General features: G+C 63.4%; 24 protein-coding genes. 20 read left to right on the top strand and 4 right to left on the bottom strand.

Annotated elements, in window-relative coordinates:
* The first annotated feature begins 4 nt into the window (after positions 1 to 4).
* The 18 genes from OQ248_RS08290 to OQ248_RS08375 all read left to right on the top strand — a co-directional run bounded on the left by OQ248_RS08290 (position 5) and on the right by OQ248_RS08375 (position 16,793).
* Positions 5 to 259: an acyl carrier protein gene (locus OQ248_RS08290; RefSeq protein WP_007909503.1), complete on the top strand. Its 255-nt coding sequence runs from the start codon at positions 5 to 7 to the stop codon at positions 257 to 259.
* Positions 256 to 801, top strand: coding sequence for a hypothetical protein (locus OQ248_RS08295; RefSeq protein ID WP_085711081.1), 546 nt, complete (start codon positions 256 to 258; stop codon positions 799 to 801). The genes OQ248_RS08290 and OQ248_RS08295 overlap by 4 nt, the downstream gene beginning before the upstream one ends.
* Positions 798 to 2,477, top strand: a complete 1,680-nt coding sequence (locus OQ248_RS08300; protein ID WP_265812557.1) for an acyl-CoA synthetase family protein — start codon at positions 798 to 800, stop codon at positions 2,475 to 2,477. The genes OQ248_RS08295 and OQ248_RS08300 overlap by 4 nt, the downstream gene beginning before the upstream one ends.
* On the top strand, positions 2,470 to 3,204 hold the full coding sequence (locus OQ248_RS08305) for a glycosyltransferase family 2 protein (RefSeq protein WP_265812558.1): 735 nt from the start codon (positions 2,470 to 2,472) through the stop codon (positions 3,202 to 3,204). Before OQ248_RS08300 ends, OQ248_RS08305 begins: the two co-directional genes overlap by 8 nt.
* Positions 3,201 to 4,148, top strand: coding sequence for a glycosyl transferase (locus OQ248_RS08310; RefSeq protein WP_085711078.1), 948 nt, complete (start codon positions 3,201 to 3,203; stop codon positions 4,146 to 4,148). Before OQ248_RS08305 ends, OQ248_RS08310 begins: the two co-directional genes overlap by 4 nt.
* On the top strand, positions 4,129 to 5,673 hold the full coding sequence (locus OQ248_RS08315; protein WP_119429512.1) for an aromatic amino acid ammonia-lyase: 1,545 nt from the start codon (positions 4,129 to 4,131) through the stop codon (positions 5,671 to 5,673). Before OQ248_RS08310 ends, OQ248_RS08315 begins: the two co-directional genes overlap by 20 nt.
* The gene (locus OQ248_RS08320) at positions 5,666 to 6,091 is read left to right on the top strand and encodes an acyl-CoA thioesterase (RefSeq protein ID WP_265812559.1); all 426 of its coding nucleotides are present in this window, start codon (positions 5,666 to 5,668) and stop codon (positions 6,089 to 6,091) included. The genes OQ248_RS08315 and OQ248_RS08320 overlap by 8 nt, the downstream gene beginning before the upstream one ends.
* The gene (locus OQ248_RS08325) at positions 6,088 to 6,690 is read left to right on the top strand and encodes an outer membrane lipoprotein carrier protein LolA (RefSeq protein WP_265812560.1); all 603 of its coding nucleotides are present in this window, start codon (positions 6,088 to 6,090) and stop codon (positions 6,688 to 6,690) included. The genes OQ248_RS08320 and OQ248_RS08325 overlap by 4 nt, the downstream gene beginning before the upstream one ends.
* The gene (locus OQ248_RS08330; protein ID WP_265812561.1) at positions 6,674 to 9,013 is read left to right on the top strand and encodes an MMPL family transporter; all 2,340 of its coding nucleotides are present in this window, start codon (positions 6,674 to 6,676) and stop codon (positions 9,011 to 9,013) included. The genes OQ248_RS08325 and OQ248_RS08330 overlap by 17 nt, the downstream gene beginning before the upstream one ends.
* Positions 9,010 to 10,170, top strand: a complete 1,161-nt coding sequence (locus tag OQ248_RS08335; protein WP_265812562.1) for a sodium:proton antiporter — start codon at positions 9,010 to 9,012, stop codon at positions 10,168 to 10,170. Before OQ248_RS08330 ends, OQ248_RS08335 begins: the two co-directional genes overlap by 4 nt.
* A complete protein-coding gene (locus OQ248_RS08340; protein ID WP_265812563.1) occupies positions 10,157 to 11,404 on the top strand; it encodes an NAD(P)/FAD-dependent oxidoreductase in 1,248 nt (415 codons plus the stop codon). Before OQ248_RS08335 ends, OQ248_RS08340 begins: the two co-directional genes overlap by 14 nt.
* Entirely contained in the window at positions 11,401 to 12,126 is a 726-nt protein-coding gene (locus tag OQ248_RS08345; protein WP_265812564.1) for a class I SAM-dependent methyltransferase, read from the top strand. Before OQ248_RS08340 ends, OQ248_RS08345 begins: the two co-directional genes overlap by 4 nt.
* 113 nt (positions 12,127 to 12,239) lie before the next feature.
* A complete protein-coding gene (locus OQ248_RS08350; RefSeq protein WP_347710545.1) occupies positions 12,240 to 12,722 on the top strand; it encodes a hypothetical protein in 483 nt (160 codons plus the stop codon).
* Positions 12,719 to 13,915: a beta-ketoacyl-[acyl-carrier-protein] synthase family protein gene (locus OQ248_RS08355; protein WP_265812566.1), complete on the top strand. Its 1,197-nt coding sequence runs from the start codon at positions 12,719 to 12,721 to the stop codon at positions 13,913 to 13,915. The genes OQ248_RS08350 and OQ248_RS08355 overlap by 4 nt, the downstream gene beginning before the upstream one ends.
* Positions 13,912 to 14,376, top strand: coding sequence for a hotdog family protein (locus tag OQ248_RS08360; RefSeq protein ID WP_265812567.1), 465 nt, complete (start codon positions 13,912 to 13,914; stop codon positions 14,374 to 14,376). Before OQ248_RS08355 ends, OQ248_RS08360 begins: the two co-directional genes overlap by 4 nt.
* Entirely contained in the window at positions 14,369 to 15,097 is a 729-nt protein-coding gene (locus OQ248_RS08365) for a 3-ketoacyl-ACP reductase FabG2 (RefSeq protein ID WP_265812568.1), read from the top strand. Before OQ248_RS08360 ends, OQ248_RS08365 begins: the two co-directional genes overlap by 8 nt.
* On the top strand, positions 15,097 to 16,332 hold the full coding sequence (locus OQ248_RS08370) for a beta-ketoacyl-ACP synthase (protein ID WP_248743149.1): 1,236 nt from the start codon (positions 15,097 to 15,099) through the stop codon (positions 16,330 to 16,332). The genes OQ248_RS08365 and OQ248_RS08370 overlap by 1 nt, the downstream gene beginning before the upstream one ends.
* Before the next feature lie 20 nt (positions 16,333 to 16,352).
* On the top strand, positions 16,353 to 16,793 hold the full coding sequence (locus tag OQ248_RS08375) for an excinuclease (RefSeq protein WP_265812569.1): 441 nt from the start codon (positions 16,353 to 16,355) through the stop codon (positions 16,791 to 16,793).
* A gap of 48 nt (positions 16,794 to 16,841) precedes the next feature.
* Here OQ248_RS08375 and OQ248_RS08380 read toward each other — a convergent pair whose 3' ends face one another.
* Both OQ248_RS08380 and OQ248_RS08385 read right to left on the bottom strand, forming a co-directional pair.
* Entirely contained in the window at positions 16,842 to 17,129 is a 288-nt protein-coding gene (locus tag OQ248_RS08380; protein ID WP_011332089.1) for an addiction module antidote protein, read from the bottom strand.
* Complete coding sequence (locus OQ248_RS08385; RefSeq protein WP_265812570.1) at positions 17,126 to 17,431, bottom strand: type II toxin-antitoxin system RelE/ParE family toxin; 306 nt, start codon at positions 17,429 to 17,431, stop codon at positions 17,126 to 17,128. The genes OQ248_RS08380 and OQ248_RS08385 overlap by 4 nt, the downstream gene beginning before the upstream one ends.
* A gap of 118 nt (positions 17,432 to 17,549) precedes the next feature.
* On the opposite strand from OQ248_RS08385, the gene OQ248_RS08390 reads away from it, so the two are divergent.
* Positions 17,550 to 17,987 (top strand): excinuclease, encoded by a 438-nt coding sequence (locus OQ248_RS08390; RefSeq protein ID WP_265812571.1) that lies wholly within the window; start codon positions 17,550 to 17,552, stop codon positions 17,985 to 17,987.
* Here OQ248_RS08390 and OQ248_RS08395 read toward each other — a convergent pair whose 3' ends face one another.
* Complete coding sequence (locus OQ248_RS08395) at positions 17,988 to 18,884, bottom strand: LysR family transcriptional regulator (protein ID WP_039766450.1); 897 nt, start codon at positions 18,882 to 18,884, stop codon at positions 17,988 to 17,990.
* Between the two features lie 118 nt (positions 18,885 to 19,002).
* Between OQ248_RS08395 and OQ248_RS08400 the strand changes: the two genes are divergently transcribed.
* The gene (locus OQ248_RS08400) at positions 19,003 to 20,277 is read left to right on the top strand and encodes an MFS transporter (RefSeq protein ID WP_265812572.1); all 1,275 of its coding nucleotides are present in this window, start codon (positions 19,003 to 19,005) and stop codon (positions 20,275 to 20,277) included.
* 71 nt (positions 20,278 to 20,348) lie between these two features.
* On the opposite strand, the gene hemE is transcribed toward OQ248_RS08400, so the two are convergent.
* Positions 20,349 to 21,416 carry a uroporphyrinogen decarboxylase gene (hemE, locus tag OQ248_RS08405; RefSeq protein WP_007952372.1) on the bottom strand — a complete coding sequence of 356 codons (1,068 nt, stop codon included), beginning with the start codon at positions 21,414 to 21,416 and terminating at the stop codon, positions 20,349 to 20,351.
* Positions 21,417 to 21,490 lie beyond the last annotated feature (74 nt).

Raw genomic sequence — 21,490 nt, forward strand, 5'->3', positions numbered from 1 at the left:
GACCATGCAAACTCGTGACGACATTTTCAACACCCTGCGCGATGCCCTGGTCGAGCTGTTCGAACTGGACCCGGCCCGTGTGAGCCTGGAATCGAACCTGTATCAAGACCTGGAAATCGACAGCATCGACGCGGTCGACCTGATCGACCACATCAAACGCCAGACCGGCAAGAAAATCGCCGCCGAGGAATTCAAGTCGGTGCGTACCGTCGGCGACGTGGTCGAGGCGGTCTACCGTCTGGTTCAACCGGCCGCATGAGCCGATTGATCGGCCTCGGCCTGCTGCTGGCGGGCCTGTTGTATCCCTTTGCGGTGTATTTCGGCATGGAGCACTTTGCGCCGTGGCAGTTCGGCCTGCTGCTGGGCAGCCTGTGGCTGGCCCGCGCCCTGACCGGCGAGCGCAAGCCCGGCAGTCTGTGGATGGCCTGCGTGGCCATCGTGTTCTGCCTGCTGCTGGCGCTGTTCGACAGCCCGCTGTTGCTGCGCTGGTATCCGGTGCTGATCAGCGGCTTCATGCTGGTGCTGTTCAGCCTGAGCCTGAAATACGGCCCGCCGATGGTCGAGCGTCTGGCGCGAATTCGCGAGCCGCAATTGCCGCCCGAGGCGATCCGCTACACCCGCCAGGTCACCGTGGCCTGGAGCGTGTTTTTTTTCTGTAACGGCTTGTGCGCGGCCCTGCTGACCCTTTGGGCGCCGCTGCACTGGTGGATGTTGTACACCGGCCTGATCTCCTACGGATTGATCGGCCTGATGTTTGCCATTGAATGGCTGATACGACAACGGGTAAGAGGTCGCCCATGAACTGGATAAAACTTGAGCAGCTGTTGCTCAAGGATCTGCCGCAGCGCGCCGTCACCGTCGCGCCGGCACTCGATCACGCACACTTGCGCGAGCAAGCCCTGAGCCTGGCCGCCGGCCTGCAAGCCAGGGGCGTGCGACGTCTGGCCGTGCACCTGGAAGATGCCGCGGAACTGGCGATCGCCCTGCTCGGTGCCTGGCGTGCCGGCGTCAGCGTCTTGCTGCCTTCGGATCTGCAAGCGCAGACCCGCCAGCGCTGGTCGCAAGAAGTCGACCTGTGGCTGACCGATCACGCGGACGACGCGCACCTGAGGGATTTGCAGGGCACCGCACTGACGGGTGCCGAACTGGATCTCGACCGGTGCCGCCTGAGCCTGTGCACCTCCGGCTCCAGCGGCGAGCCCAAGCGCATCGACAAATCCCTGCGGCAACTGGCCAACGAAGTCGAAGCCCTCGAGCAACTGTGGGGCGCGGATCTTGGCGAGGCCTGCATTATCGGCAGCGTTGCCACCCAACACATTTACGGTCTGTTGTTCCGTGTGTTGTGGCCGCTGTGTGCCGGGCGCGTATTTCTGCGCAAACAACTGGCCTTTCCTGAAGACATGCAACGCGCCAGCCGCGAACACCCGGCCTTCGCCTGGGTGGCCAGCCCGGCGCTGCTCAAACGCATGGGCGACAACCTCGACTGGCCGGCCCTGAGCGCCGTGCGCCGGGTGTTTTCCTCCGGCGGCGCGTTGCCGGCAGATGCTGCAAAAAGCCTGCACCAGCGCTTGCAGCAGTGGCCAACGGAAATCCTCGGCAGCTCGGAGACCGGCGGTATCGCCTGGCGTCAGGGCCAACAGCTGTGGCAGCCATTCGCTGGTGTCGAGCTGAGCCAGGACGGCGACGGCGCCCTGTTGATCGCCTCGCCGTACCTTCCCGCCGGGCATGTCGAACACACCGCCGATGCCGCACGCATCGAAGCCGATGGTCGCTTCGAACTGCTCGGGCGGCTGGACCGGATCGTCAAGCTGGAAGAAAAACGCATTTCCCTGCCGATGCTGGAACAAGCTCTGGTCGCCCACGATTGGGTCGCCGAAGCGCGGCTCGGTGTGGTGCAGGAAAACCGCGCGTCCCTCGGCGCCCTGCTGGTGCTCAGCGAATCCGGCCTGTTTGCCCTGCGTGAGCACGGCCGCCGCAGCCTCACCGAAACCCTGCGCCGTCACCTCGGCGAGCATTGCGAAGCCCTCGCCCTGCCCCGGCGCTGGCGCTTGCTGCGACAACTGCCGCTGAACCCTCAGGGCAAGCTGCCCCAGACAGATGTCGAAGCCTTGCTGCTGGCGCCGCGTCCGAAGGCACCGGAGGTTCTGGAACAGACCGAAACCGATGGCGAGTGGAGCCTGCAACTGAGCGTGCCGCCAGACCTCGCTTACTTCAGCGGTCACTTCCCCAAGGCCCCGGTGTTGCCCGGCGTGGTGCAGGTCGAGTGGGCGCTGAACCTTGGTCGGCAACTGTTGAACCTGTCCGGCGCGTTCGCCGGCATGGAAGTACTGAAGTTCCAGCAACTGGTGCGCCCCGGCGATGAAATCCAGCTGCATCTGCGCTTCGACCCTGAACGCGGCAAGCTGTATTTCGCCTACCGCAACGACACCGCGACCTGCTCCAGCGGGCGGATTCTGCTGGGGACTGGCAATGCATAATCCTTGCGCGGTCATCCCGGTCTACAACCACGAAACCGCGATCGCCACGGTGGTCGATGCCCTGCTCGCCCAAGGCTTGCCGTGCATTCTGGTGGACGACGCCAGCAGCAAATCCTGTGCAGCCGTGCTGGATGTGCTGGCCGAACGCGAGCGGGTGTACCTGGTGCGCCTCACCACCAATCAGGGTAAGGGCGGCGCAGTGATGACCGGCCTGCGTGAAGCGGCGCGACTGGGTTTCAGCCATGCCTTGCAGGTCGACGCCGACGGTCAGCACGACTTGCAGGACGTCAGCCGCTTTGTCGAAGAATCCCGCGCCCATCCGCGTGCGCTGATCTGCGGTTATCCGCTGTACGACGCCAGCGTGCCCAAAGGTCGCCTGTACGCCCGTTACCTGACTCACGTGATGGTGTGGATCAACACCCTGTCGCTGCAGATCCGCGATTCGATGTGCGGTTTCCGCGTCTATCCGCTGGAGCCGACACTGGCGGTGATCGACTCGGCGCGGATCGGCAAACGCATGGATTTCGACTCGGACATCCTCGTGCGCCTGTCCTGGCGCAACCAGCCGATGCGCTGGCTGCAAACCAGCGTGCACTACCCGCTGGACGGTGTGTCGCATTTTCGGATGCTCCACGACAACGTGCTGATTTCGAGCATGCACACGCGCCTGTTCTTCGGCATGTTGCTGCGCTCGCCCGCGATCCTCTGGCGACGGTGGCGCGCATGACCGTCGAAACCGACAAGAAGCACTGGGCCGACCGCGAAGAGCGCGGCAGTTTCCTGCTGATGAAATTCACCGCGTTCGCCGCCAAGGTCCTTGGCCGGCGCCTGCTGAGCCCGTTGCTGTACGGCATCGTCCTGTACTTCTTCCTGTTCGGCCGCACGGCCCGGCGCAGCGCCTGGCAGTATCAGCAGCGCCTCGCCGACTGGAGCGGTCGCCACGAATTGCGCCCGAGCCTGTGGCGCGTGTTCGGGCAGTTCATGGCGTTCGCCGATTCGCTGCTGGACAAGCTCGACGTGTGGAACCGCAAGTTGAGCATCGAGCAGATCGAAATCATCGACCCGGCGCTGCTGCGAAATCAGTTGCGCGGCAGTCGCGGGCAAATGCTGGTGGGCGCGCATCTGGGCAACCTCGAAGTGTGCCGGGCACTGGCGGAGATCGGCGAAAAGGTCACCATGAACGTGCTGGTGCACACCAAGCACGCCGAACAATTCAACCGCCTGCTGGGCGAAGCCGGGGCGACCAATCTGCGGCTGATCCAGGTCAGCGAGCTGGACCCAGGGGTCATGCTGCAGCTGAACGAACGCCTGGAGCGCGGCGAATGGCTGGCGATTGCCGGCGACCGCGTACCGCTGCATGGCGGCCGCAGCGTGACCGTGGACTTCCTCGGTCACCCGGCGCGGTTCCCGCAAGGCCCGTGGCTGCTGGCCGGCCTGCTGAAATGCCCGGTCAATCTGCTGATGTGCCTCAAGCAACCTGACGGCCACTATCGCCTGACCCTGGAGCCGTTCACCGAGGCCGTGACCTGGACCCGCCGCGACCGCGAACAGGTCATTCATCAGTGGGCGACCCGCTACGCCGAACGCCTGAGTCACTATTGCCTCGAAGCCCCCAAGCAATGGTTCAACTTTTACCCTTTCTGGAAGACCGATGACGACGCCAACCCATGAGCCGGTAACCTTCGGCGAACGCCCTTTGCGCATCGAAGACGTGCTGGCCCTGGCCAACCGTCAGGCGCCCGTGCAGTTGCAGAGCGACGCCGACTACCGCGAACGCATCGCCAAAGGCGCGCGGTTCCTCGATTCGCTGCTGGACAAGGAAGGCGTGATCTACGGCGTGACCACCGGTTACGGCGACTCCTGCGTGGTCGCGGTGCCGCTGCATCACGTCGAGGCACTGCCGCAGCATCTCTACACCTTCCACGGTTGCGGGCTGGGCAAACTGCTTGACGCCCAGGCCACCCGTGCGGTGCTGGCGGCGCGTCTGCAGTCGCTGTGCCACGGCGTGTCCGGGGTGCGCATCGAGCTGCTGGAACGCCTGCATGCCTTCCTCGAACACGACATCCTGCCGCTGATCCCCGAAGAGGGTTCGGTGGGCGCCAGCGGCGATCTGACGCCGCTGTCCTACGTCGCCGCGACCCTGTCCGGCGAGCGTGAAGTGATGTTCCGTGGCGAGCGCCGCCAGTCCGCCGACGTACACCGTGAACTGGGCTGGACCCCGTTGGTGCTGCGCCCGAAAGAAGCGCTGGCACTGATGAACGGCACCGCCGTGATGACCGGCCTCGCCTGCCTGGCCTACGCCCGCGCCGATTACCTGCTGCAACTGGCCACGCGCATCACCGCGTTGAACGTGGTGGCGCTGCAAGGCAATCCGGAGCACTTCGACGAGCGCCTGTTCGCCGCCAAGCCGCACCCGGGGCAGATGCAGGTCGCGGCGTGGCTGCGCAAGGATCTGGCGATCGACGCGCCGACCGCGCCGCTGCATCGCCTGCAGGATCGCTACTCGCTGCGTTGCGCACCGCACGTGCTCGGCGTATTGGCCGACAGCCTGAACTGGCTGCGTTCGTTCATCGAGACCGAACTCAACAGCGCCAACGACAACCCGATCATCGACGCCGAAGCCGAGCGCGTGCTGCACGGCGGGCACTTCTACGGCGGGCATATCGCGTTCGCCATGGACAGCCTGAAAAACCTCGTGGCCAACGTCGCCGACCTGCTTGACCGGCAACTCGCGCTGCTGGTGGACGAGCGTTACAACCACGGTTTGCCGAGCAACCTGTCCGGTGCCAGCGCTGACCGCGCGATGCTCAACCACGGTTTCAAGGCAGTGCAGATCGGCGCCAGCGCCTGGACTGCAGAAGCGTTGAAAAACACCATGCCGGCCAGCGTGTTCTCGCGCTCCACCGAATGCCACAACCAGGACAAGGTGAGCATGGGCACTATCGCCGCCCGCGACGCCATTCGCGTGCTGGAGCTGACCGAACAGGTGGCCGCCGCCACGCTGCTCGCGGCCAATCAGGGTGTGTGGCTGCGTGGCCGTGATGAAGACGCACGACCACTGCCCCCATCCCTGGCCGCGATGCACGAAGCGCTGGCCAAAGACTTCCCGCCGGTGATCGAAGACCGCGCCCTGGAAGGCGAACTGCGCCTGTGCCTGAAACGCATCGCCGAGCAACACTGGAGGCTGCATGCGTAGCGCCGGAGTGCTTCACGTCGATACGGAAATCCTCGTGCCGTTCTTTGACGTCGACACCATGCACGTCGTCTGGCACGGCCATTACGTGAAATACCTGGAAGTGGCGCGCTGCGCGTTGCTCGACAAGATCGGCCACAACTACAACCAGATGGTCGACTCGGGCTATGCCTGGCCGGTGATCGACCTGCAATTGCGTTATGTGCGCGGCGCGGTGTTCGGTCAGCGGTTGAACGTGCGCGCCAGTCTGGTGGAGTGGGAAAACCGCCTGAAGATTCACTACCTGATCACCGACGCCGAGACCGGCGAGCGCCTGACCCGAGCCAGCTCGGTTCAGGTCGCTGTCGAGGTGAGCAGCCGCGAGATGCAACTGGCGTCGCCGAAAGTCTTCACCGATGCCGTGGAAAGGATGCTGCGATGAATGTGTTTGTGAAATCCCTTGGGGCCCTGGCGCTGTTGACGCTGTCATCGCTGGCCAACGCCTTCGACCTGCAACAGCTGAGCGATCAACTGGCGAAACCGGACGTGATCCACGGCCAGTTCATCCAGGAAAAGCACCTGCGTGCCCTGCCCCAGCCGCTGATCAGCAAGGGCAACTTTGTCCTTGCCAAGCATTACGGTCTGCTCTGGCTGCTGAAAACCCCGCTGCAGCAGGACTACCGCATCAATGCCAAAGGCATCGCCCGTCGTGACGTCAGCGGTTGGCAACTGTTGCCCGGCAAGAGCGCCGGCGCCGAACAGAACCGTTTGTTCCTCGCCGTGCTGCAAGGTGACAGCAGTGGCCTGCAACGGGATTTCGAACTGGCCCTGAGCGGCGATGCGCAGCAATGGCATCTGACACTGACCCCGCGCTCGGTACTGCTCAAGCAGGTTTTCAACCAGATCAACATCACCGGCGGCACGCTGGTGAGCACCATCGAACTGCTGGAAACCCAGGGCGACAGCACTGTGCTGCGCATGCAGGACAGCACCGCCGGCCAACCGTTGAGCGACGCGGAGCAACATGACTTTGCCGAGTGAGCGCAGGCTGCCCTGGCTGTTCCTGATCCTGCTGCTGGTCGTCGTCGCACTGGGCGCCTGGCAGTGGCGCGACGGCGCACCGCTGTCAGCGAACTTGATGGAACTGGTGCCCGGTACCCATCCGGACGCCGTCGAGCAGCGTGCCGAACAACGCATGCAGGAACCGCTCAACCGGGAAATGCTGGTATTGGTCGGCCACACCGATCGCCAGCAAGCCGTCGCCATGGCCCAGGCTCTGGGCGAGCAATGGCAGGCCAGCGGGCTGTTCGAAAAAGTGCAGTGGAACCTGCAAGCCGACCTGCCCGCCCTGCGCACGCAATTGCTGCAAGGGCGACTGGCGATGCTCTCGGCGGATGATCGGCAACTGCTGATCGAACACCCGGATGCCTTTATCCAGCAGCGGGTGCAGACGCTGTTCGATCCGTTCACCGGTTTCAGTCTGGTGCCGAGCCAGGACGACTGGCTGGGCCTGACCGGACGCATCCAGAACAGCCAGCCGCAACACGGCGCCGTGCAACTGGATATCGGCAGTGGCGCATTGATCGCCGATGCCGACGGCAAGAGCTGGGTGCTGTTGCGCGCGCGCACCACTGGCAATGCCTTCGACATGAACCTGCCGCTGCAGGTCGCCGCGCTGCTGCAACACAGCCGCGAGCAAGCGGCGAAATCCGATGTGCAACTGCTGGCCGCCAGCGGTTTGCTCTACGCAGCCAACGGCCAACAGCAAGCGACCCGGGAAATTTCCTGGGTCGGCGGCGGCGCGACCCTCGGTATTCTGTTGCTGCTGTTGCTCGCCTTCCGCCGCTGGCGGGTGTTGCTGGCGTTCATTCCGGTGCTGGTGGGCATGCTGTTCGGCGCGGTGGCCTGCGTGGCACTGTTCGGGCACCTGCATGTGATGACGCTGGTGCTCGGTTCGAGCCTGATCGGTGTCGCGGTGGACTACCCGCTGCACTATCTCTCCAAGAGCTGGAGCCTCAAGCCGTGGCGCAGTTGGCCGGCGCTGCGCCTGACCGTCTCGGGCCTGACCCTGAGCCTGATCACCAGCGCCATCGGCTATCTGGCGCTGGCCTGGACGCCGTTCCCGGCCTTGACCCAGATCGCCGTGTTCTCCGCCGCCGGGTTGCTCGGCGCTTACCTGTCGGCGGTGTGCCTGCTGCCAGCGCTGTTGAGCAGCGTCGAATTGCGCCCGGCGCAGTGGCCGCTGCGTCTGGCCGAACGCATGGTCAGCCTTCGGAAAACCCTGCTGGAACACGTGCGCACGCCGATTCTGTTTGCCCTGCTGATTGCCTTCTGCGCCGGCGGTCTGGTGCAACTGCAAAGCAAGAACGACATCCGCCAGTGGGTCGGCGCACCGCAGCATCTGACCGATGAGGCGCAGGCCATCGCCCGCATCACCGGTTATCAGCCGACCAGCCAGTTCTTCCTGGTGCGCGCGGAAAACCAGGAGCAACTGCTGGAACGTCAGGCCGCGTTGAGTGAACGCCTGGAGCAACTGGTCAACCTCGACAAGTTGCAGGGTTTTCTGGCGCTCAACCAATTGGTCAGCCCGCCCAACCAGCAGCAACAGGTGCGCGAAGCGCTGAACAAATTGCCGCAGTTCTGGCAGCCACTGCTTGAAGTCGGCGTACCCCTGACAGCGCTGCAAACCGAACTCGCGCAACTGCAAGCCCTGCCCGCCGAAGACATCGACACCGCGCTCAGCGGCCCGCTCGGTGAGCCCTACCGCACCTTGTGGCTCGGCCCGGTCGAGGGCGGTGTGGCGGCGATGGTCAGCCTGCAAGGCCTGAACAATCCGTCACTGCTGCGGGTGCAGGCACTGGACCTGCCCGGCGTGGAGCTGGTGGATCGCCTTGGTGACTTGAACCGGGTGTTTGCTGAAACCCAGATCAGCGCCGCCGAGCTGAAACTCGCCTCCTGCGTGCTGATCGTACTGGTGCTGATCCTGCCGTTCGGCCTCGGTGGCGCGTTGCGCATCGTTTCCCTGCCGCTGCTCGCGGCGCTGTGCAGCCTGGCCAGCCTCGGCTGGCTCGGTCAGCCGCTGACCCTGTTCAGCCTGTTCGGCCTGCTGCTGGTGACGGCAATCAGCGTCGATTACGCAATCCTGATGCGCGAGCAGGTTGGCGGCGCGGCCGTGAGCCTGCTCGGCACCTTGCTGGCGGCGCTGACGACCTGGCTGTCGTTCGGTCTGCTGGCGGTGTCGAGTACGCCGGCGGTGAGCAATTTCGGTCTGTCGGTAAGCCTCGGGCTGGCCTTCAGCTTCATGCTGGCGCCGTGGGCGGGGCGTCATGCCCATGCGACGACAGTCGCGGAGCCGGCAGCATGATGGTCGCAGTCTTCTGGGTCATGGCCCTGGCGCTGTTTGCCGTGGCCACCCGCGTCGGCCGGCATTTCGGGTTGATTCCGATTGTCAGCCAGTTGCTGCTGGCCAGCTTCATCCTGCCGCTGCTGATGTATTTCTGGATCGAACCGGGCTGGCAGCTCAGTGGCGCCGATCTGATTGCGCCGGAGTGGCTGAAAAACCTCTACAGCCTGAGCTTTGCGCTGCTGCTCGGGCACATCCTCAGCGATGTGATCGACCTGCGTCTGGATCACCAGAGCGTGAAAATCGCCGTGCCGAGTTTCGCCGTGCCGTTCGCCTGCGGGCTGGCGACGGCGTACTGGCTGCTGCCGGCGCAACCGTGGATCAACTCGCTGGCCATCGGTCTGGTGTTCGCCATCACCGCGATCCCGGTGCTGTATCTGTACTTGCGCCATATCGACTATCCGCCCGCCGCCACCCGGCGTCTGGTGCAGACCGCGATCCTGATCGACCTGACCTGCTGGACCCTGTTCGGCCTGGCCCAGGGCAGCCTGCACCTGAGCAGCCTGTTGCTGCCGCTGGGGCTGGCCTGCGTGCCGTTGCTGCTGCGGGTGTTCGGCATCCGCCGGCCGCTAACTTACAGCCTCGGCTTCTTTGCGCTGCTGGTGCTGGCCGAACACTACAAGCTCAATGCACTGATTTTCGGCATCGGCTACCTGCTGTGCATGGCTGCACTGAAAGTGCCGCTGGTTCTGCCGTTGCCGGCACGCTGGATGAACCGTTTGCAGACGTGGATCGCGATTCCGCTGATCCTCACCTTCGGCATCGTGCAGATCGATGTGCACAGCGCCCTCGCCAGCCTCGGCGCTGTGCAATGGGCAGCGCTGCTGCTGTTGCCGGTCGCCAGCAAAATCGTGGGCAACTGGCTCGGCCTCGGCTGGGCCGGTGCCTCGTTCGAAGGCGCCAGCCGCTGGCGCGAAAGCGTGCTGCTGAATATTCGCGGCCTGAGTGAAATCGTCTTTCTCAACCTGCTGTTGCAACAACAACTCATCAGCCCGGCGCTGTACTTTGCGCTGATGCTGATGGGCCTGATCGCGACGCTGCTGCCGGCCTTCATCGGCCTGCACCGTGCGTCACTGAACCCTACTGCCGTCCCCAGGAGCTCGCGTGCCAATCGTTGAAATGGAATCCCGTCAGGTCGTGATCATCGGCGCCGGCCCCTCCGGCGCCATTGCCGCCGCGTTGCTCAAGCGCAAGGGGCACGACGTGCTGGTCATCGAGCGCCAGCATTTTCCGCGGTTTTCCATCGGCGAAAGCCTGCTCAGCCATTGCCTGGATTTCGTCGAAGAAGCGGGCATGCTCGACGCCGTGAACGCCGCCGGATTCCAGCGCAAGACCGGCGCCGCATTTGCGTGGGGCGAGCGCTACAGCGCGTTCGATTTCGGCGATACGTTCACCGGCGGCAAACCGACCACCTTCCAGGTGCAACGTGCCGACTTCGACAAACTGCTGGCCGATCAAGCCGCGCTGCAAGGTGTGGAAATCCGTTATGGCGATGCCATCGTCAGCGTCGATTTCGACTGCCGGCGTCCGCAACTCGATGTGCGTCGCGAAGACGGCAGCGAGTACCGTATCGAGGCCGACTTTGTCCTCGATGCCAGCGGCTACGGCCGCGTACTGTCTCGCTTGCTCGATCTGGAAGCACCGTCGAATTTCCCGGTGCGTCAGGCCGTGTTCACCCACGTCGAAGATCACATCGACCACCCGGCCTTCGACCGCGAAAAAATCCTCGTCACCACCCATCCGCAGCATCGCGACATCTGGTTCTGGACGATTCCGTTCAGCAATGGTCGCTGCTCGGTGGGCGTTGTCGCTGCTGCTGATCATTTCAACGGTCGCGACGCCGATCTCGACGCCTGTCTGCGCAGTTTCATTGCTGAAACGCCAAGCCTGGCCAAAGTGCTGAACAACGCCGTTTGGGATACCCCGGCGCGCACCCTCGGCGGCTATGCGGCCAACGTGAAAACCCTGCACGGTCCGGGTTTTGCTCTGCTAGGCAACGCCGCCGAGTTTCTCGATCCGGTGTTCTCTTCCGGCGTGACCATCGCCATGCGCTCGGCGAGCATGGCCGCCGGCGTATTGCACCGGCAGTTGCAGGGCGAAACCGTGGACTGGCAAAGCGAGTTCGCCGAACCCTTGAAACGCGGCGTCGATACCTTCCGCGCCTACGTCGAGGGCTGGTACGCCGGTACCTTCCAGGACGTGATTTTCCATGAGCCGGCCTCCCCGGACATCCGTCGCATGATCTGTTCGATTCTCGCCGGTTACGCCTGGGACGAACGCAACCCGTTCGTCAGCGAAGCACGCCGCCGGCTGAAGACGATTTCCGAACTCTGTGCAAAGGACGACACATGAATTACTTGAGCGACAGCTATGTCGAGGAAACCCGTTTCGGCTTCTGGTTCCTGCGCAGCCACACCTGGCAGCACCATGTGCTGCGCGTGGCGATCAACGATTTGCGCGGCTTGTTCAGCGAAGCGCTGCCGGCCAATCCGGTGCTGCTGGATGCCGGCTGCGGCCAGGGCAAATCCTTCGGCCACCTGCGCCAGACCTTCGCCCCACAGCGTTTGATCGGCGTCGATGCCGACCCGCACAGCCTGGAGCTGAGTGCCGCTGAAGCGGCGCGCCAGGGTTTCGCTGTCGAGCTGATCGGCAGCGACTGCGCGACACTGAATGTGCCAGATGCGAGCGTCGACCTGCTGTTCTGTCACCAGACCTTCCATCACCTCGTGGAGCAGGAAAAGGCCCTGGCCGAGTTCTACCGGGTACTCAAACCGGGCGGTTATCTGCTGTTCGCCGAGTCCACCGAGGCTTACATTGATACGTGGGTCATCCGTTGGCTGTTTCGTCATCCGATGCATGTGCAGAAGAGTGCGGCGCAGTATCTGGAGATGATCCGCCAGCAGGGATTCGAGTTCAGCGAACGGAATGTTTCCTACCCGTACCTGTGGTGGAGCCGGGCGAAGGATTTCGGCCTGCTTGAACGTTTTGGCCTGCGCCAGCCGAAGCCGTTTGGCCAGCGTGAAGAAACCCTGGTCAACGTCGTGGCGCGCAAACCGCTGGAAGGGATTTGCTGATGTCGCACTTTATTTGTGGGAGCGAGCCTGCTCGCGATAGCGGTGGATCAGCTTGCATCAGTGCTGGATGTTCCGACGCCATCGCGAGCAGGCTCGCTCCCACATTGTCCGCGGTGATACGACTTATTCTGCTGGCTTGCATCAGCCTGCTCGGCGCCTGCGCCAGTCAGCCGCCGTTGCCGGCCGGCAACCCGAGCCTGCCGCTGCCGATGCAACTGCATATCGAGCGTCACCTGGCCAGGCAACAGCAAGACTGGTTGCTGGTAATACAGCGCGAGGGCCCGGGCATCCGCTGGTCGATGATGGATCCGCTGGGCATTCCCCAGGCCCGTCAGCAACTGATCGACGGACGCTGGCAGGCCGACGGCCTGCTGCCGCCGAATCCGGAAGCCCGGGAGTTGTTCGCCGCGCTGCTGTTCGCCCTGACGCCTGCCGACGAACTGGCGCGCAATTACCCCACCGCGTTGCAACACGGTGGCCAACGTTCCTTGCCGGCACGCTGGGACGTCCACTATTCACAGCAGTCGAGCTTCGAATTGAATCTGCCCCAAGGCCCGCACTATCGCGTGTCTCCCTTAGGTGAATCGACGCCATGACCGCCTACCTCAACGCCCTCGGCGTAATCTGCGCCCTGGGCCGTGACAAGCAAGAAGTCGCCCGCCACCTGTTCGCCGGTGATTGCTCGGGCATGCGCCACGAGGCTGGCTGGGTGCCGGAACGCGAGTTGCCGGTGGCCGCCGTACGCGGTGATCTGGCACCCGTTCCGCCGCAGATGGCGGCGCACAAGAGCCGCAACAATCAGTTGCTGCTGGAAGCCGCGTTGCAGATTCGCGAAGACATCGACGCTGCCCTTCAGGCCTACGGCCCTGAGCGTATCGGTGTGGTGCTCGGCACCAGCACCTCGGGTATCGACGAGGCCAGCCAGGGTCTGGCGCATTACATTCGCAACCAGCAGTTCCCGGCCGATTACGACTACCGGCAACAGGAGCTCGGCGCCCCGGCGACCTTCCTCGCCGACTGGCTGCAACTGAGCGGCCCGACCTACGTGATTTCCACGGCGTGCACCTCCAGCGCCCGGGCCCTGATGAGCGCCAAACGCCTGCTCGATCTGGGGCTGTGCGACGCGGTGCTGTGCGGCGGTGTCGACAGTCTGTGCAAACTGACCCTCAACGGCTTCTCGTCGCTGGAAGCTGTTTCCGGGGAGCGCTGCAATCCGTTCTCGGCCAACCGCAACGGCATCAACATCGGCGAGGCAGCGGTGCTGTTCGTGATGAGCAAACAGCGCGGCGACGGCCCGGCCATCGTCCTGCTGGGCGCTGGCGCCAGTTCCGACGCTCACCACATTTCCGCACCGGAGCCATCCGGCCGTGGCGCGTTGCAAGCCATGCAACAGGCGCTGGATCGCGCCCGACTGCAAGCCGCGCAAATCAGTTACCTGAACCTGCACGGCACCGCCACCCAACACAACGACGCCATGGAAAGCCTCGCCGTTTCCACCCTGTTTCCACAAGGCGTGGCGTGCTCCTCGACCAAACCGATGACCGGCCATACCCTCGGTGCTGCCGGCGCACTGGAAGCCGCGTTCTGCTGGTTGAGTCTGAGTGCCGACAACCCCGACCACGCCTTGCCGCCGCATGTCTGGGACGGCCAGGCCGATCCCGGCCTGCCAGCGCTGAAGTGGGTGACCGCGAGCGAGCGCCTGGCGTCCATTGCACCCCGCTACCTGATGAGCAACTCGTTTGCCTTCGGTGGCAATAACGTCAGCCTGATTATCGGAGACGCCCCATGAATGACTGGCCGCTCGCCGAATTGCTGCCCCACGCTGGCGACATGATTCTGATCGACCGGATCCTCAGCTTCGACGACGAGCAGATCCACACCACCCTGACGGTCAAACCCGACGGCCTGTTCAGTCTGCCCGACGGCAGTCTGCCGGCGTGGGTCGGCGTCGAGTTGATGGCGCAGAGCGTTGCCGCGTTCGCCGGCTGCCATGCACGGCAGAAGGGCAATGCGGTGGAGCTGGGTTTTCTGCTCGGCACCCGCAAATTCGAATGCAATGTCGAGGCGTTTCCGGTCGGCTGCGAACTGACCATCCATGGCATCCGCTCGCTGGAAGACGACAACGGCATGGGCGTGTTCGAATGCCACATCAATGCGCCCGGCATCGAAGCCAGCGCCCGGCTGAACGTGTTCCGCCCGCCGCACGCGGCGCAATATCTTGAACAACTGAAGGAGTCGAACGATGACTGAATTCGTACTGGTCACCGGCTCCAGCCGTGGCATCGGCCGCGCCATCGCACTGCGCCTGGCCAAGGCAGGCCACGATATCGTCCTGCATTGCCGCAGCGGCGTGGCCGAGGCGCAAGCAGTAAAAGCCGAAGTCGAAGCACTGGGGCGCAATGCACGCATCCTGCAATTCGACGTGGCTGACCGCGAAACCTGCAAAGCCATCCTCGAAGCCGACGTCGAAGCCCACGGCGCCTACTACGGCGTGGTGCTGAACGCCGGCCTGACCCGCGACGGCGCGTTTCCGGCGCTGAGCGATGACGATTGGGACGTGGTGTTGCGCACCAACCTCGACGGTTTCTACAACGTCCTGCACCCGGTGATGATGCCGATGATCCGCCGTCGCGCCGCCGGTCGCATTGTTTGCATCACCTCGGTCTCGGGGCTGATCGGCAACCGGGGACAGGTCAACTACAGCGCTTCGAAGGCCGGCGTGATCGGTGCCGCAAAGGCGTTGGCGATCGAACTGGCCAAGCGCAAAATTACAGTCAACTGTGTCGCGCCGGGCCTGATCGACACGGCCATGCTCGACGAAAACGTGCCGCTGGAAGAGCTGATGAAAATGATCCCGGCACAGCGCATGGGCACCCCTGAAGAGGTGGCCGGTGCGGTGAATTTCCTGATGTCGGCGGAAGCGTCGTACATCACCCGCCAGGTCCTGGCGGTCAACGGAGGCTTGTGCTGATGAAGCGCGTTGTCGTCACCGGCATGGCCGGCATCACCTCGCTGGGCAGCGACTGGGACACCATCGCCGGCAACTTTGCGGCCAACCGCAGCGGCATCCGCCGGATGGACGAGTGGGATCGCTTCAGCGAGCTGAACACCCGACTGGCCGGGCCTATCGATGATTTTCTGGTGCCGGCGCACTGGACCCGCAAGCAACTGCGCAGCATGGGCCGGGTCTCGCGGCTGGCCGTCGGCGCGGCGGAAAAAGCGCTGGCCGATGCAGGGCTGCTGGGCGACGAATCGATCAAGGACGGGCGCATGGGTGTCGCCTGCGGTTCGTCCACCGGCAGCACCGACGAGATCAAGGCGTTCGGCAACATGCTGCTGAATTCGGTGGCCGAAGGCCTGAACGCCAACTCCTATGTGCGGATGATGCCGCACACCACGGCGGCGAACATCAGCATCTTCTTTGGCCTCACCGGTCGCCTGATCCCGACCTCCAGCGCCTGCACCAGTGGCAGCCAGGGCATCGGCTACGCCTACGAGGCGATCAAGTTCGGCCGCCTGCCACTGATGCTCGCCGGCGGCGCCGAAGAGCTGTGCCCGACCGAGGCCATGGTGTTCGACGCGCTGTACGCCACCAGCCTGAAAAACGATGCGCCGCAAACCTCGCCACGTCCGTATGACAAGGGCCGCGACGGCCTGGTGATCGGCGAAGGCGGCGGCATGCTGGTGCTCGAAGAGCTGGAACACGCCCTCGCTCGCGGTGCGCGCATCCACGCCGAAATCGTCGGCTTCGGCAGCAACGCCGACGGCCAGCACACCACCCGTCCGGAACAGGTCACCATGCGCCGGGCCATGGAATTGGCACTGGAAGACGCTGGCCTCACGCCTGACGCCATCGGTTACGTGAACGGTCACGGCACGGCCACCGAGCAGGGCGATATCGCCGAGACCCTGGCCACCAGCAGCCTGTTCGGCGAACACATGCCGATCAGCTCGCAGAAGAGTTTCCTCGGCCACACTCTGGGTGCCTGCGGTGCACTGGAGTCATGGTTCAGCATCGAAATGCTCAACCGCGACCTGTACGTGCACACGCTCAACCTCGACGAAGTCGATCCGCACTGCGGCCAGCTCGACTATCTGCGTGGCGAGTTCCGCCAGATGCACCACGACTACGTGATGAACAACAACTTCGCGTTTGGCGGGGTCAACACCTCGCTGATTTTCCGCCGCTGGACGCAACCGAATTAATCCAGGTCAAGGAGACCTCCATGCGCTTCAACCAACTCGCTGCCGCCCTGCTCATCTGTGCCTTGCCGGCCGTCAGCCAAGCCCGTGACACGGCGGTGTACCTGCCATTCGACAAAGCGGTCGCAGAGGCAACCCGCACCGGCAAGATCGACGGCAGCGTGAAGTTCTATCTGGCGGGCAACACCCCGGCCGGCAAAGTCAGCGTCGTCAGCCCTGGCGCGGTGACCAACAAGAAGACCAACGCCTTCAACAAGTCCGACCAGGAAGCCTGCGAGTGGGTCGTGCAATCGGCGATCATCAGCCTGCACCAGGCCGCGAAAAACGCCGGCGCCAATGCCGTGACCAACATCGTCAGCTTCTACAAGAGCAACGAGCGCAAGGATGCGAAGAACTACGAATGCCACGCGGGTGCGATCATGGCCGGCGTTGCGTTGAAGGGTGACCTGGCGACGGTTCAGTAACCGCCAGAAACGACAAAGGGCGCCTTTCGGCGCCCTTTTCAGTTCAGATCAGGTGCTGGCATGCAGCTTCAGTCCCAGTGCTTTCATGACTTTGAGGATCGTTCCAAACTCGGGATTTACCTCGCCTGACAGTGCGCGATAAAGACTTTCCCGTGACAGCCCTGCATCGCGCGCGACCTGGGTCATGCCACGCGCCCGAGCGATAGTGCCAAGTGCCTTGGCAATAAAAGCCGGGTCGTCACCCGCCTCCTCCATACAGGCGTCCAGATAGTTGGCCATGTCCTCTTCTGTCTTGAGGTACTCGGCTGAGTCCCAACGAGTGAATTGTTCGGTCATGGGTATTGCTCCTGCCAGGATTCCGCGATGAGCCTGGCTTGCTTGATGTCTCGAGATTGACTGCTCTTGTCTCCACCACAAAGGAGGATAACCAGCTGACGACCTTGCTGCATGAAATAGACCCGATATCCCGGGCCATAGTCAATTCGGGCTTCGCTGATCCCTTCGCCAATAGCTTTGACATCACCGAAGTTTCCCTCAGCCATACGATCAATTCGCACCTGAATACGCATCCTGGCGCGACTATCAGCCAGCTTCACAAGCCAGCTCGAGAATGTGGAGCTTCGAAGTATCTCAGTCATGCTCGCAAGTGTAGCCGTTGAGCTACACGCACTCTACATGGACTTCTCTCTGTCCGATATACGGCGTCTACACTCGTCATACCCATGATTTGCTGCGCGTTACGTCAAGGAGATGACCATGCAAGCGAAAGCCCTGATCGCCGCCGCCCTCTTCAGCCTGCTCCCCAGCGCCAGCCACGCCACCAACCTGATGTACATGCCGTTCGAAACCGTGCTGTCGGATGCGATTCGGGCCGGGCGGCTGGATGGCAGTGTGAAGTTCTACCTGATCGGCAATGGGCCTCAGGGGACTCAGCGGATGTTGCAGCGCGGCGTGGTCAGCGATCTGAAGACCAACGGCTTCAACAAGAGCGATCACGACTCCTGCGAGTGGGTGCTGCAGTCGAACCTGATTGCCCTGCAGGCCCAGGCCAAGCGCGTCGGGGCCAATGCGGTGACCAATATCGTCAGCTATTACGACCAGCATGTGCGCGAGGATCTGAACACATACGAATGCCGGGCCGGGGTGTTTGTGACGCGGGTGGCATTGAAGGGTGATCTGGTGCGGTTGCCCTGATCAACCGGCTTCGACCTTGCGCGTGAGCAATTCGACAAACGCCTTGGCCATCGGTGATTTCTGGTCCTTGCGCTGCACCAGCCACACGGCTGTCACCGCCTCGGGATCCAGCAGCGGTCGATAGACCACGCCGTCGATGCGCATCCGCTGATACGAGGCTGGCATCACCGACACACCCAGGCCCGCCGCCACCAGACCGATGATGGTCATGGCTTCGCCGGCCTCCTGGGCGAAGTGCGGGCTGAAACCGGCGTCACGGGCCAGACTGATCAACTGCGAATACAGACCACTGCCGTAGCTGCGCGGGAAGAACACGAACGGTTCGAGGGCCAGAGCTGAAAGAAACAGGCCTTCCTCACTGCCCTGCGCCAGCGGATGTTTGGAACTGAGCACCGCCACCAATGGCTCGCGCATCAGTTCGACCACGCTCAACGAATCCGGCAAACCCAGCGGGCGCATGATGCCGACCTCGATCGACTCGTCCACCAACGCGTCAGCCACCATGGTGCTGCTCATCTCCCGCAGGTTCAGGTGCACGGCAGGGAAACGCTGACGGAAGGAAAAAATCGCCTGGGGAATGGTCGAGTTGAACGGCGCCGAGGAGGTAAAGCCGATCTTCAACTCACCGAGTTCTCCAAGCTGCGCACGACGCGCCACGTCCGCCGCTTTGTCGACCTGGGCCAGCACCAGCCGCGCCTCTTCCAGAAACAGTCGCCCGGCCTCGCTGAGTTCGACCCGACGATTGGTACGCTCGAACAGCCGTGCACCGACTTCCTGCTCCAGCGCCTGAATCTGCTGGCTCAGCGGTGGCTGGGAGATACCCAGCACCTGCGCGGCGCGGCCGAAGTGCAGTTCTTCGGCAACGGCGATGAAGTAGCGCAGATGACGTAATTCCATGGGCACCCCATTAGGTCGTGAAAGCTATCAAACAGGTCGAACAATATATTGGATAGAAACATTAGCCAGCTATATGATTTTTTCATTGCCTGCCTGCCCGCGCCCTCCGAGGTCTGATGTGAAAATCGCCGTCGCTCCACTGGCCCATGAAGTCCCGCCCGCTGCGGCGGACGATGTAATGACCGAACTGCAAGAGATCTACATCGAGAAAGGCACGCCCGCGTTCATGCGCACGGTGCTGGCACTGTTCAGCGGCGGCTTCGCGACCTTCGCCCTGTTGTACTGCGTGCAGCCGATGATGCCGTTGCTGTCCCACGAATATTCGATCAACGCGGCGCAGAGCAGCCTGATCCTGTCGGTGGCCACCGGCATGTTGGCCTTCGGTCTGCTGATCACCGGCCCGATTTCCGATCGGGTCGGACGCAAACCGGTGATGGTCGCCGCACTGTTTGCTGCGGCGCTGTGCACCATTGCCAGTTCGATGATGCCGAGCTGGCATGGCGTACTGATCATGCGTGCGCTGATCGGATTGTCATTGAGCGGGCTGGCGGCGGTCGCGATGACATACCTGAGCGAGGAAATCCATCCGCAGCACATCGGTCTGGCGATGGGCCTGTACATCGGCGGCAACGCGATTGGCGGGATGAGCGGGCGGTTGATCACCGGTGTACTGATCGACTTCGTCAGCTGGCACACGGCGATGATGGTGATTGGTGGCCTGGCGCTGATTGCGGCGGCGGTGTTCTGGAAGATCCTGCCGGAGTCGCGCAACTTCCGTTCCCGCTCGCTGCATCCGCGCAGCCTGCTCGACGGTTTCACCATGCACTTTCGCGACGCCGGCCTGCCGCTGCTGTTCCTTGAGGCGTTCGTGCTGATGGGCGCGTTCGTCACGTTGTTCAACTACATCGGCTATCGCCTGCTGGCCGAGCCGTATCACCTGGACCAGGTGTTTGTGGGGCTGCTTTCGGTGGTGTATCTGTCGGGCATCTACAGCTCGGCGAAGATCGGCTCGCTGGCCGACAAACTGGGCCGTCGCAAAGTATTGTGGGCCACCATCGCCCTGATGTTCGCCGGTCTCGCCCTGACGATGTTCACACCGCTGCCGCTGGTAATCATCGGCATGCTGATCTTCACCTTCGGCTTCTTCGCCGCCCACTCGGTGGCCAGCAGCTGGATCGGCCGCCGGGCGCTCAAGGCCAAGGGCCAAGCCTCGTCGTTGTACCTGTTCAGTTATTACGCCGGGTCGAGCATCGCCGGAACGGCGGGCGGGGTGTTCTGGCACATGGCGGGATGGAACGGGATTGGCCTGTTCATCGGCGCGTTGCTGCTGGTGGCGCTGTTGGTGGCGTTGAAGCTGGCGAAGTTGCCGCCGCTGGGTGGCGTCAAAGCCTGATTCACGCCCACAAAAAAACGCCCGGCATAAGCCGGGCGTTTTTGTTTTCCAACATTGGAGCTGGGCAAAGATCACTCGTGATACTGCGCCGACAACTCATGCACCGCACGCAGGAACGCGCCGGCGTGTTCCGGGTCGACTTCCGGCGTGATGCCGTGGCCGAGGTTGAACACGTGGCCGCTGCCCTTTCCGTAGCTGGCGAGGATGCGCCCGACTTCGGTGCGGATCGCTTCAGGCTTGGCGTAGAGCACGGTCGGGTCCATGTTGCCTTGCAGCGCAACTTTGTCGCCGACGCGGGCACGGGCGTTGCCGATGTCGCAGGTCCAGTCCAGGCCCAGCGCATCGGCGCCAGCGTCGGCGATGCTTTCCAGCCACAGGCCGCCGTTTTTGGTGAAGAGGATCACCGGCACCTTGCGACCGTCGTGCTCGCGGATCAGGCCGCTGACGATTTTCTTCATGTAGGCCAGGGAGAATTCCTGATACGCCGCCGCCGACAGGTTGCCGCCCCAGGTATCGAAGATCTGCACCGCTTGCGCGCCAGCCTGGATCTGGCCGTTGAGGTAGGAGGTCACCGACTGCGCCAGCTTGTCCAGCAGCAGGTGCATGGCTTGCGGGTTGTCGTAGAGCATCGCCTTGGTCTTGCGGAAGTCTTTCGACGAGCCGCCTTCGACCATGTACGTAGCGAGAGTCCACGGGCTGCCGGAGAAACCGATCAGCGGCACGCGGCCGTTGAGCTCGCGGCGGATGGTGCTGACCGCGTCCATCACGTAGCCGAGGTCTTTGTGCGGATCCGGGATCGGCAGGGCTTCGATGTCGGCCAGGGTGCTGACGACTTTCTTGAAGCGCGGACCTTCACCGGTCTCGAAGTACAGGCCCTGGCCCATGGCATCGGGAATGGTAAGGATGTCGGAGAACAGGATCGCCGCGTCCAGTTGCGGATAGCGGTCGAGGGGTTGCAGCGTGACTTCGCAGGCGAATTCCGGATTCATGCACAGGCTCATGAAATCACCGGCCTGGGCGCGGCTGGCGCGGTATTCCGGCAGGTAGCGGCCGGCCTGGCGCATCATCCACACAGGGGTGACGTCTACGGGTTGCTTGAGCAGGGCGCGGAGGAAACGGTCGTTCTTCAGGGCAGTCATGTCGGCATCCGGAAAAAAAGTGCGGGCATTTTCTCAGAGCGCGACGCAAAAGGCACGGATGCAGGTCAGCCTTT

Origin of the sequence: Pseudomonas sp. COW5, from assembly GCF_026240005.1 — a bacterium.
GTDB lineage: Bacteria > Pseudomonadota > Gammaproteobacteria > Pseudomonadales > Pseudomonadaceae > Aquipseudomonas > Aquipseudomonas kribbensis.

Bases quoted from the DNA above. Each gene is read 5' to 3' on its own strand.
- OQ248_RS08290 (WP_007909503.1), top strand. From the start codon at position 5: ATGCAAACTCGTGACGACATTTTCAACACCCTGCGCGATGCCCTGGTC.
- OQ248_RS08295 (WP_085711081.1), top strand. From the start codon at position 256: ATGAGCCGATTGATCGGCCTCGGCCTGCTGCTGGCGGGCCTGTTGTAT.
- OQ248_RS08300 (WP_265812557.1), top strand. From the start codon at position 798: ATGAACTGGATAAAACTTGAGCAGCTGTTGCTCAAGGATCTGCCGCAG.
- OQ248_RS08305 (WP_265812558.1), top strand. From the start codon at position 2,470: ATGCATAATCCTTGCGCGGTCATCCCGGTCTACAACCACGAAACCGCG.
- OQ248_RS08310 (WP_085711078.1), top strand. From the start codon at position 3,201: ATGACCGTCGAAACCGACAAGAAGCACTGGGCCGACCGCGAAGAGCGC.
- OQ248_RS08315 (WP_119429512.1), top strand. From the start codon at position 4,129: ATGACGACGCCAACCCATGAGCCGGTAACCTTCGGCGAACGCCCTTTG.
- OQ248_RS08320 (WP_265812559.1), top strand. From the start codon at position 5,666: ATGCGTAGCGCCGGAGTGCTTCACGTCGATACGGAAATCCTCGTGCCG.
- OQ248_RS08325 (WP_265812560.1), top strand. From the start codon at position 6,088: ATGAATGTGTTTGTGAAATCCCTTGGGGCCCTGGCGCTGTTGACGCTG.
- OQ248_RS08330 (WP_265812561.1), top strand. From the start codon at position 6,674: ATGACTTTGCCGAGTGAGCGCAGGCTGCCCTGGCTGTTCCTGATCCTG.
- OQ248_RS08335 (WP_265812562.1), top strand. From the start codon at position 9,010: ATGATGGTCGCAGTCTTCTGGGTCATGGCCCTGGCGCTGTTTGCCGTG.
- OQ248_RS08345 (WP_265812564.1), top strand. From the start codon at position 11,401: ATGAATTACTTGAGCGACAGCTATGTCGAGGAAACCCGTTTCGGCTTC.
- OQ248_RS08355 (WP_265812566.1), top strand. From the start codon at position 12,719: ATGACCGCCTACCTCAACGCCCTCGGCGTAATCTGCGCCCTGGGCCGT.
- OQ248_RS08360 (WP_265812567.1), top strand. From the start codon at position 13,912: ATGAATGACTGGCCGCTCGCCGAATTGCTGCCCCACGCTGGCGACATG.
- OQ248_RS08365 (WP_265812568.1), top strand. From the start codon at position 14,369: ATGACTGAATTCGTACTGGTCACCGGCTCCAGCCGTGGCATCGGCCGC.
- OQ248_RS08370 (WP_248743149.1), top strand. From the start codon at position 15,097: ATGAAGCGCGTTGTCGTCACCGGCATGGCCGGCATCACCTCGCTGGGC.
- OQ248_RS08375 (WP_265812569.1), top strand. From the start codon at position 16,353: ATGCGCTTCAACCAACTCGCTGCCGCCCTGCTCATCTGTGCCTTGCCG.
- OQ248_RS08380 (WP_011332089.1), bottom strand. From the start codon at position 17,129: ATGACCGAACAATTCACTCGTTGGGACTCAGCCGAGTACCTCAAGACA.
- OQ248_RS08385 (WP_265812570.1), bottom strand. From the start codon at position 17,431: ATGACTGAGATACTTCGAAGCTCCACATTCTCGAGCTGGCTTGTGAAG.
- OQ248_RS08390 (WP_265812571.1), top strand. From the start codon at position 17,550: ATGCAAGCGAAAGCCCTGATCGCCGCCGCCCTCTTCAGCCTGCTCCCC.
- OQ248_RS08395 (WP_039766450.1), bottom strand. From the start codon at position 18,884: ATGGAATTACGTCATCTGCGCTACTTCATCGCCGTTGCCGAAGAACTG.
- hemE (WP_007952372.1), bottom strand. From the start codon at position 21,416: ATGACTGCCCTGAAGAACGACCGTTTCCTCCGCGCCCTGCTCAAGCAA.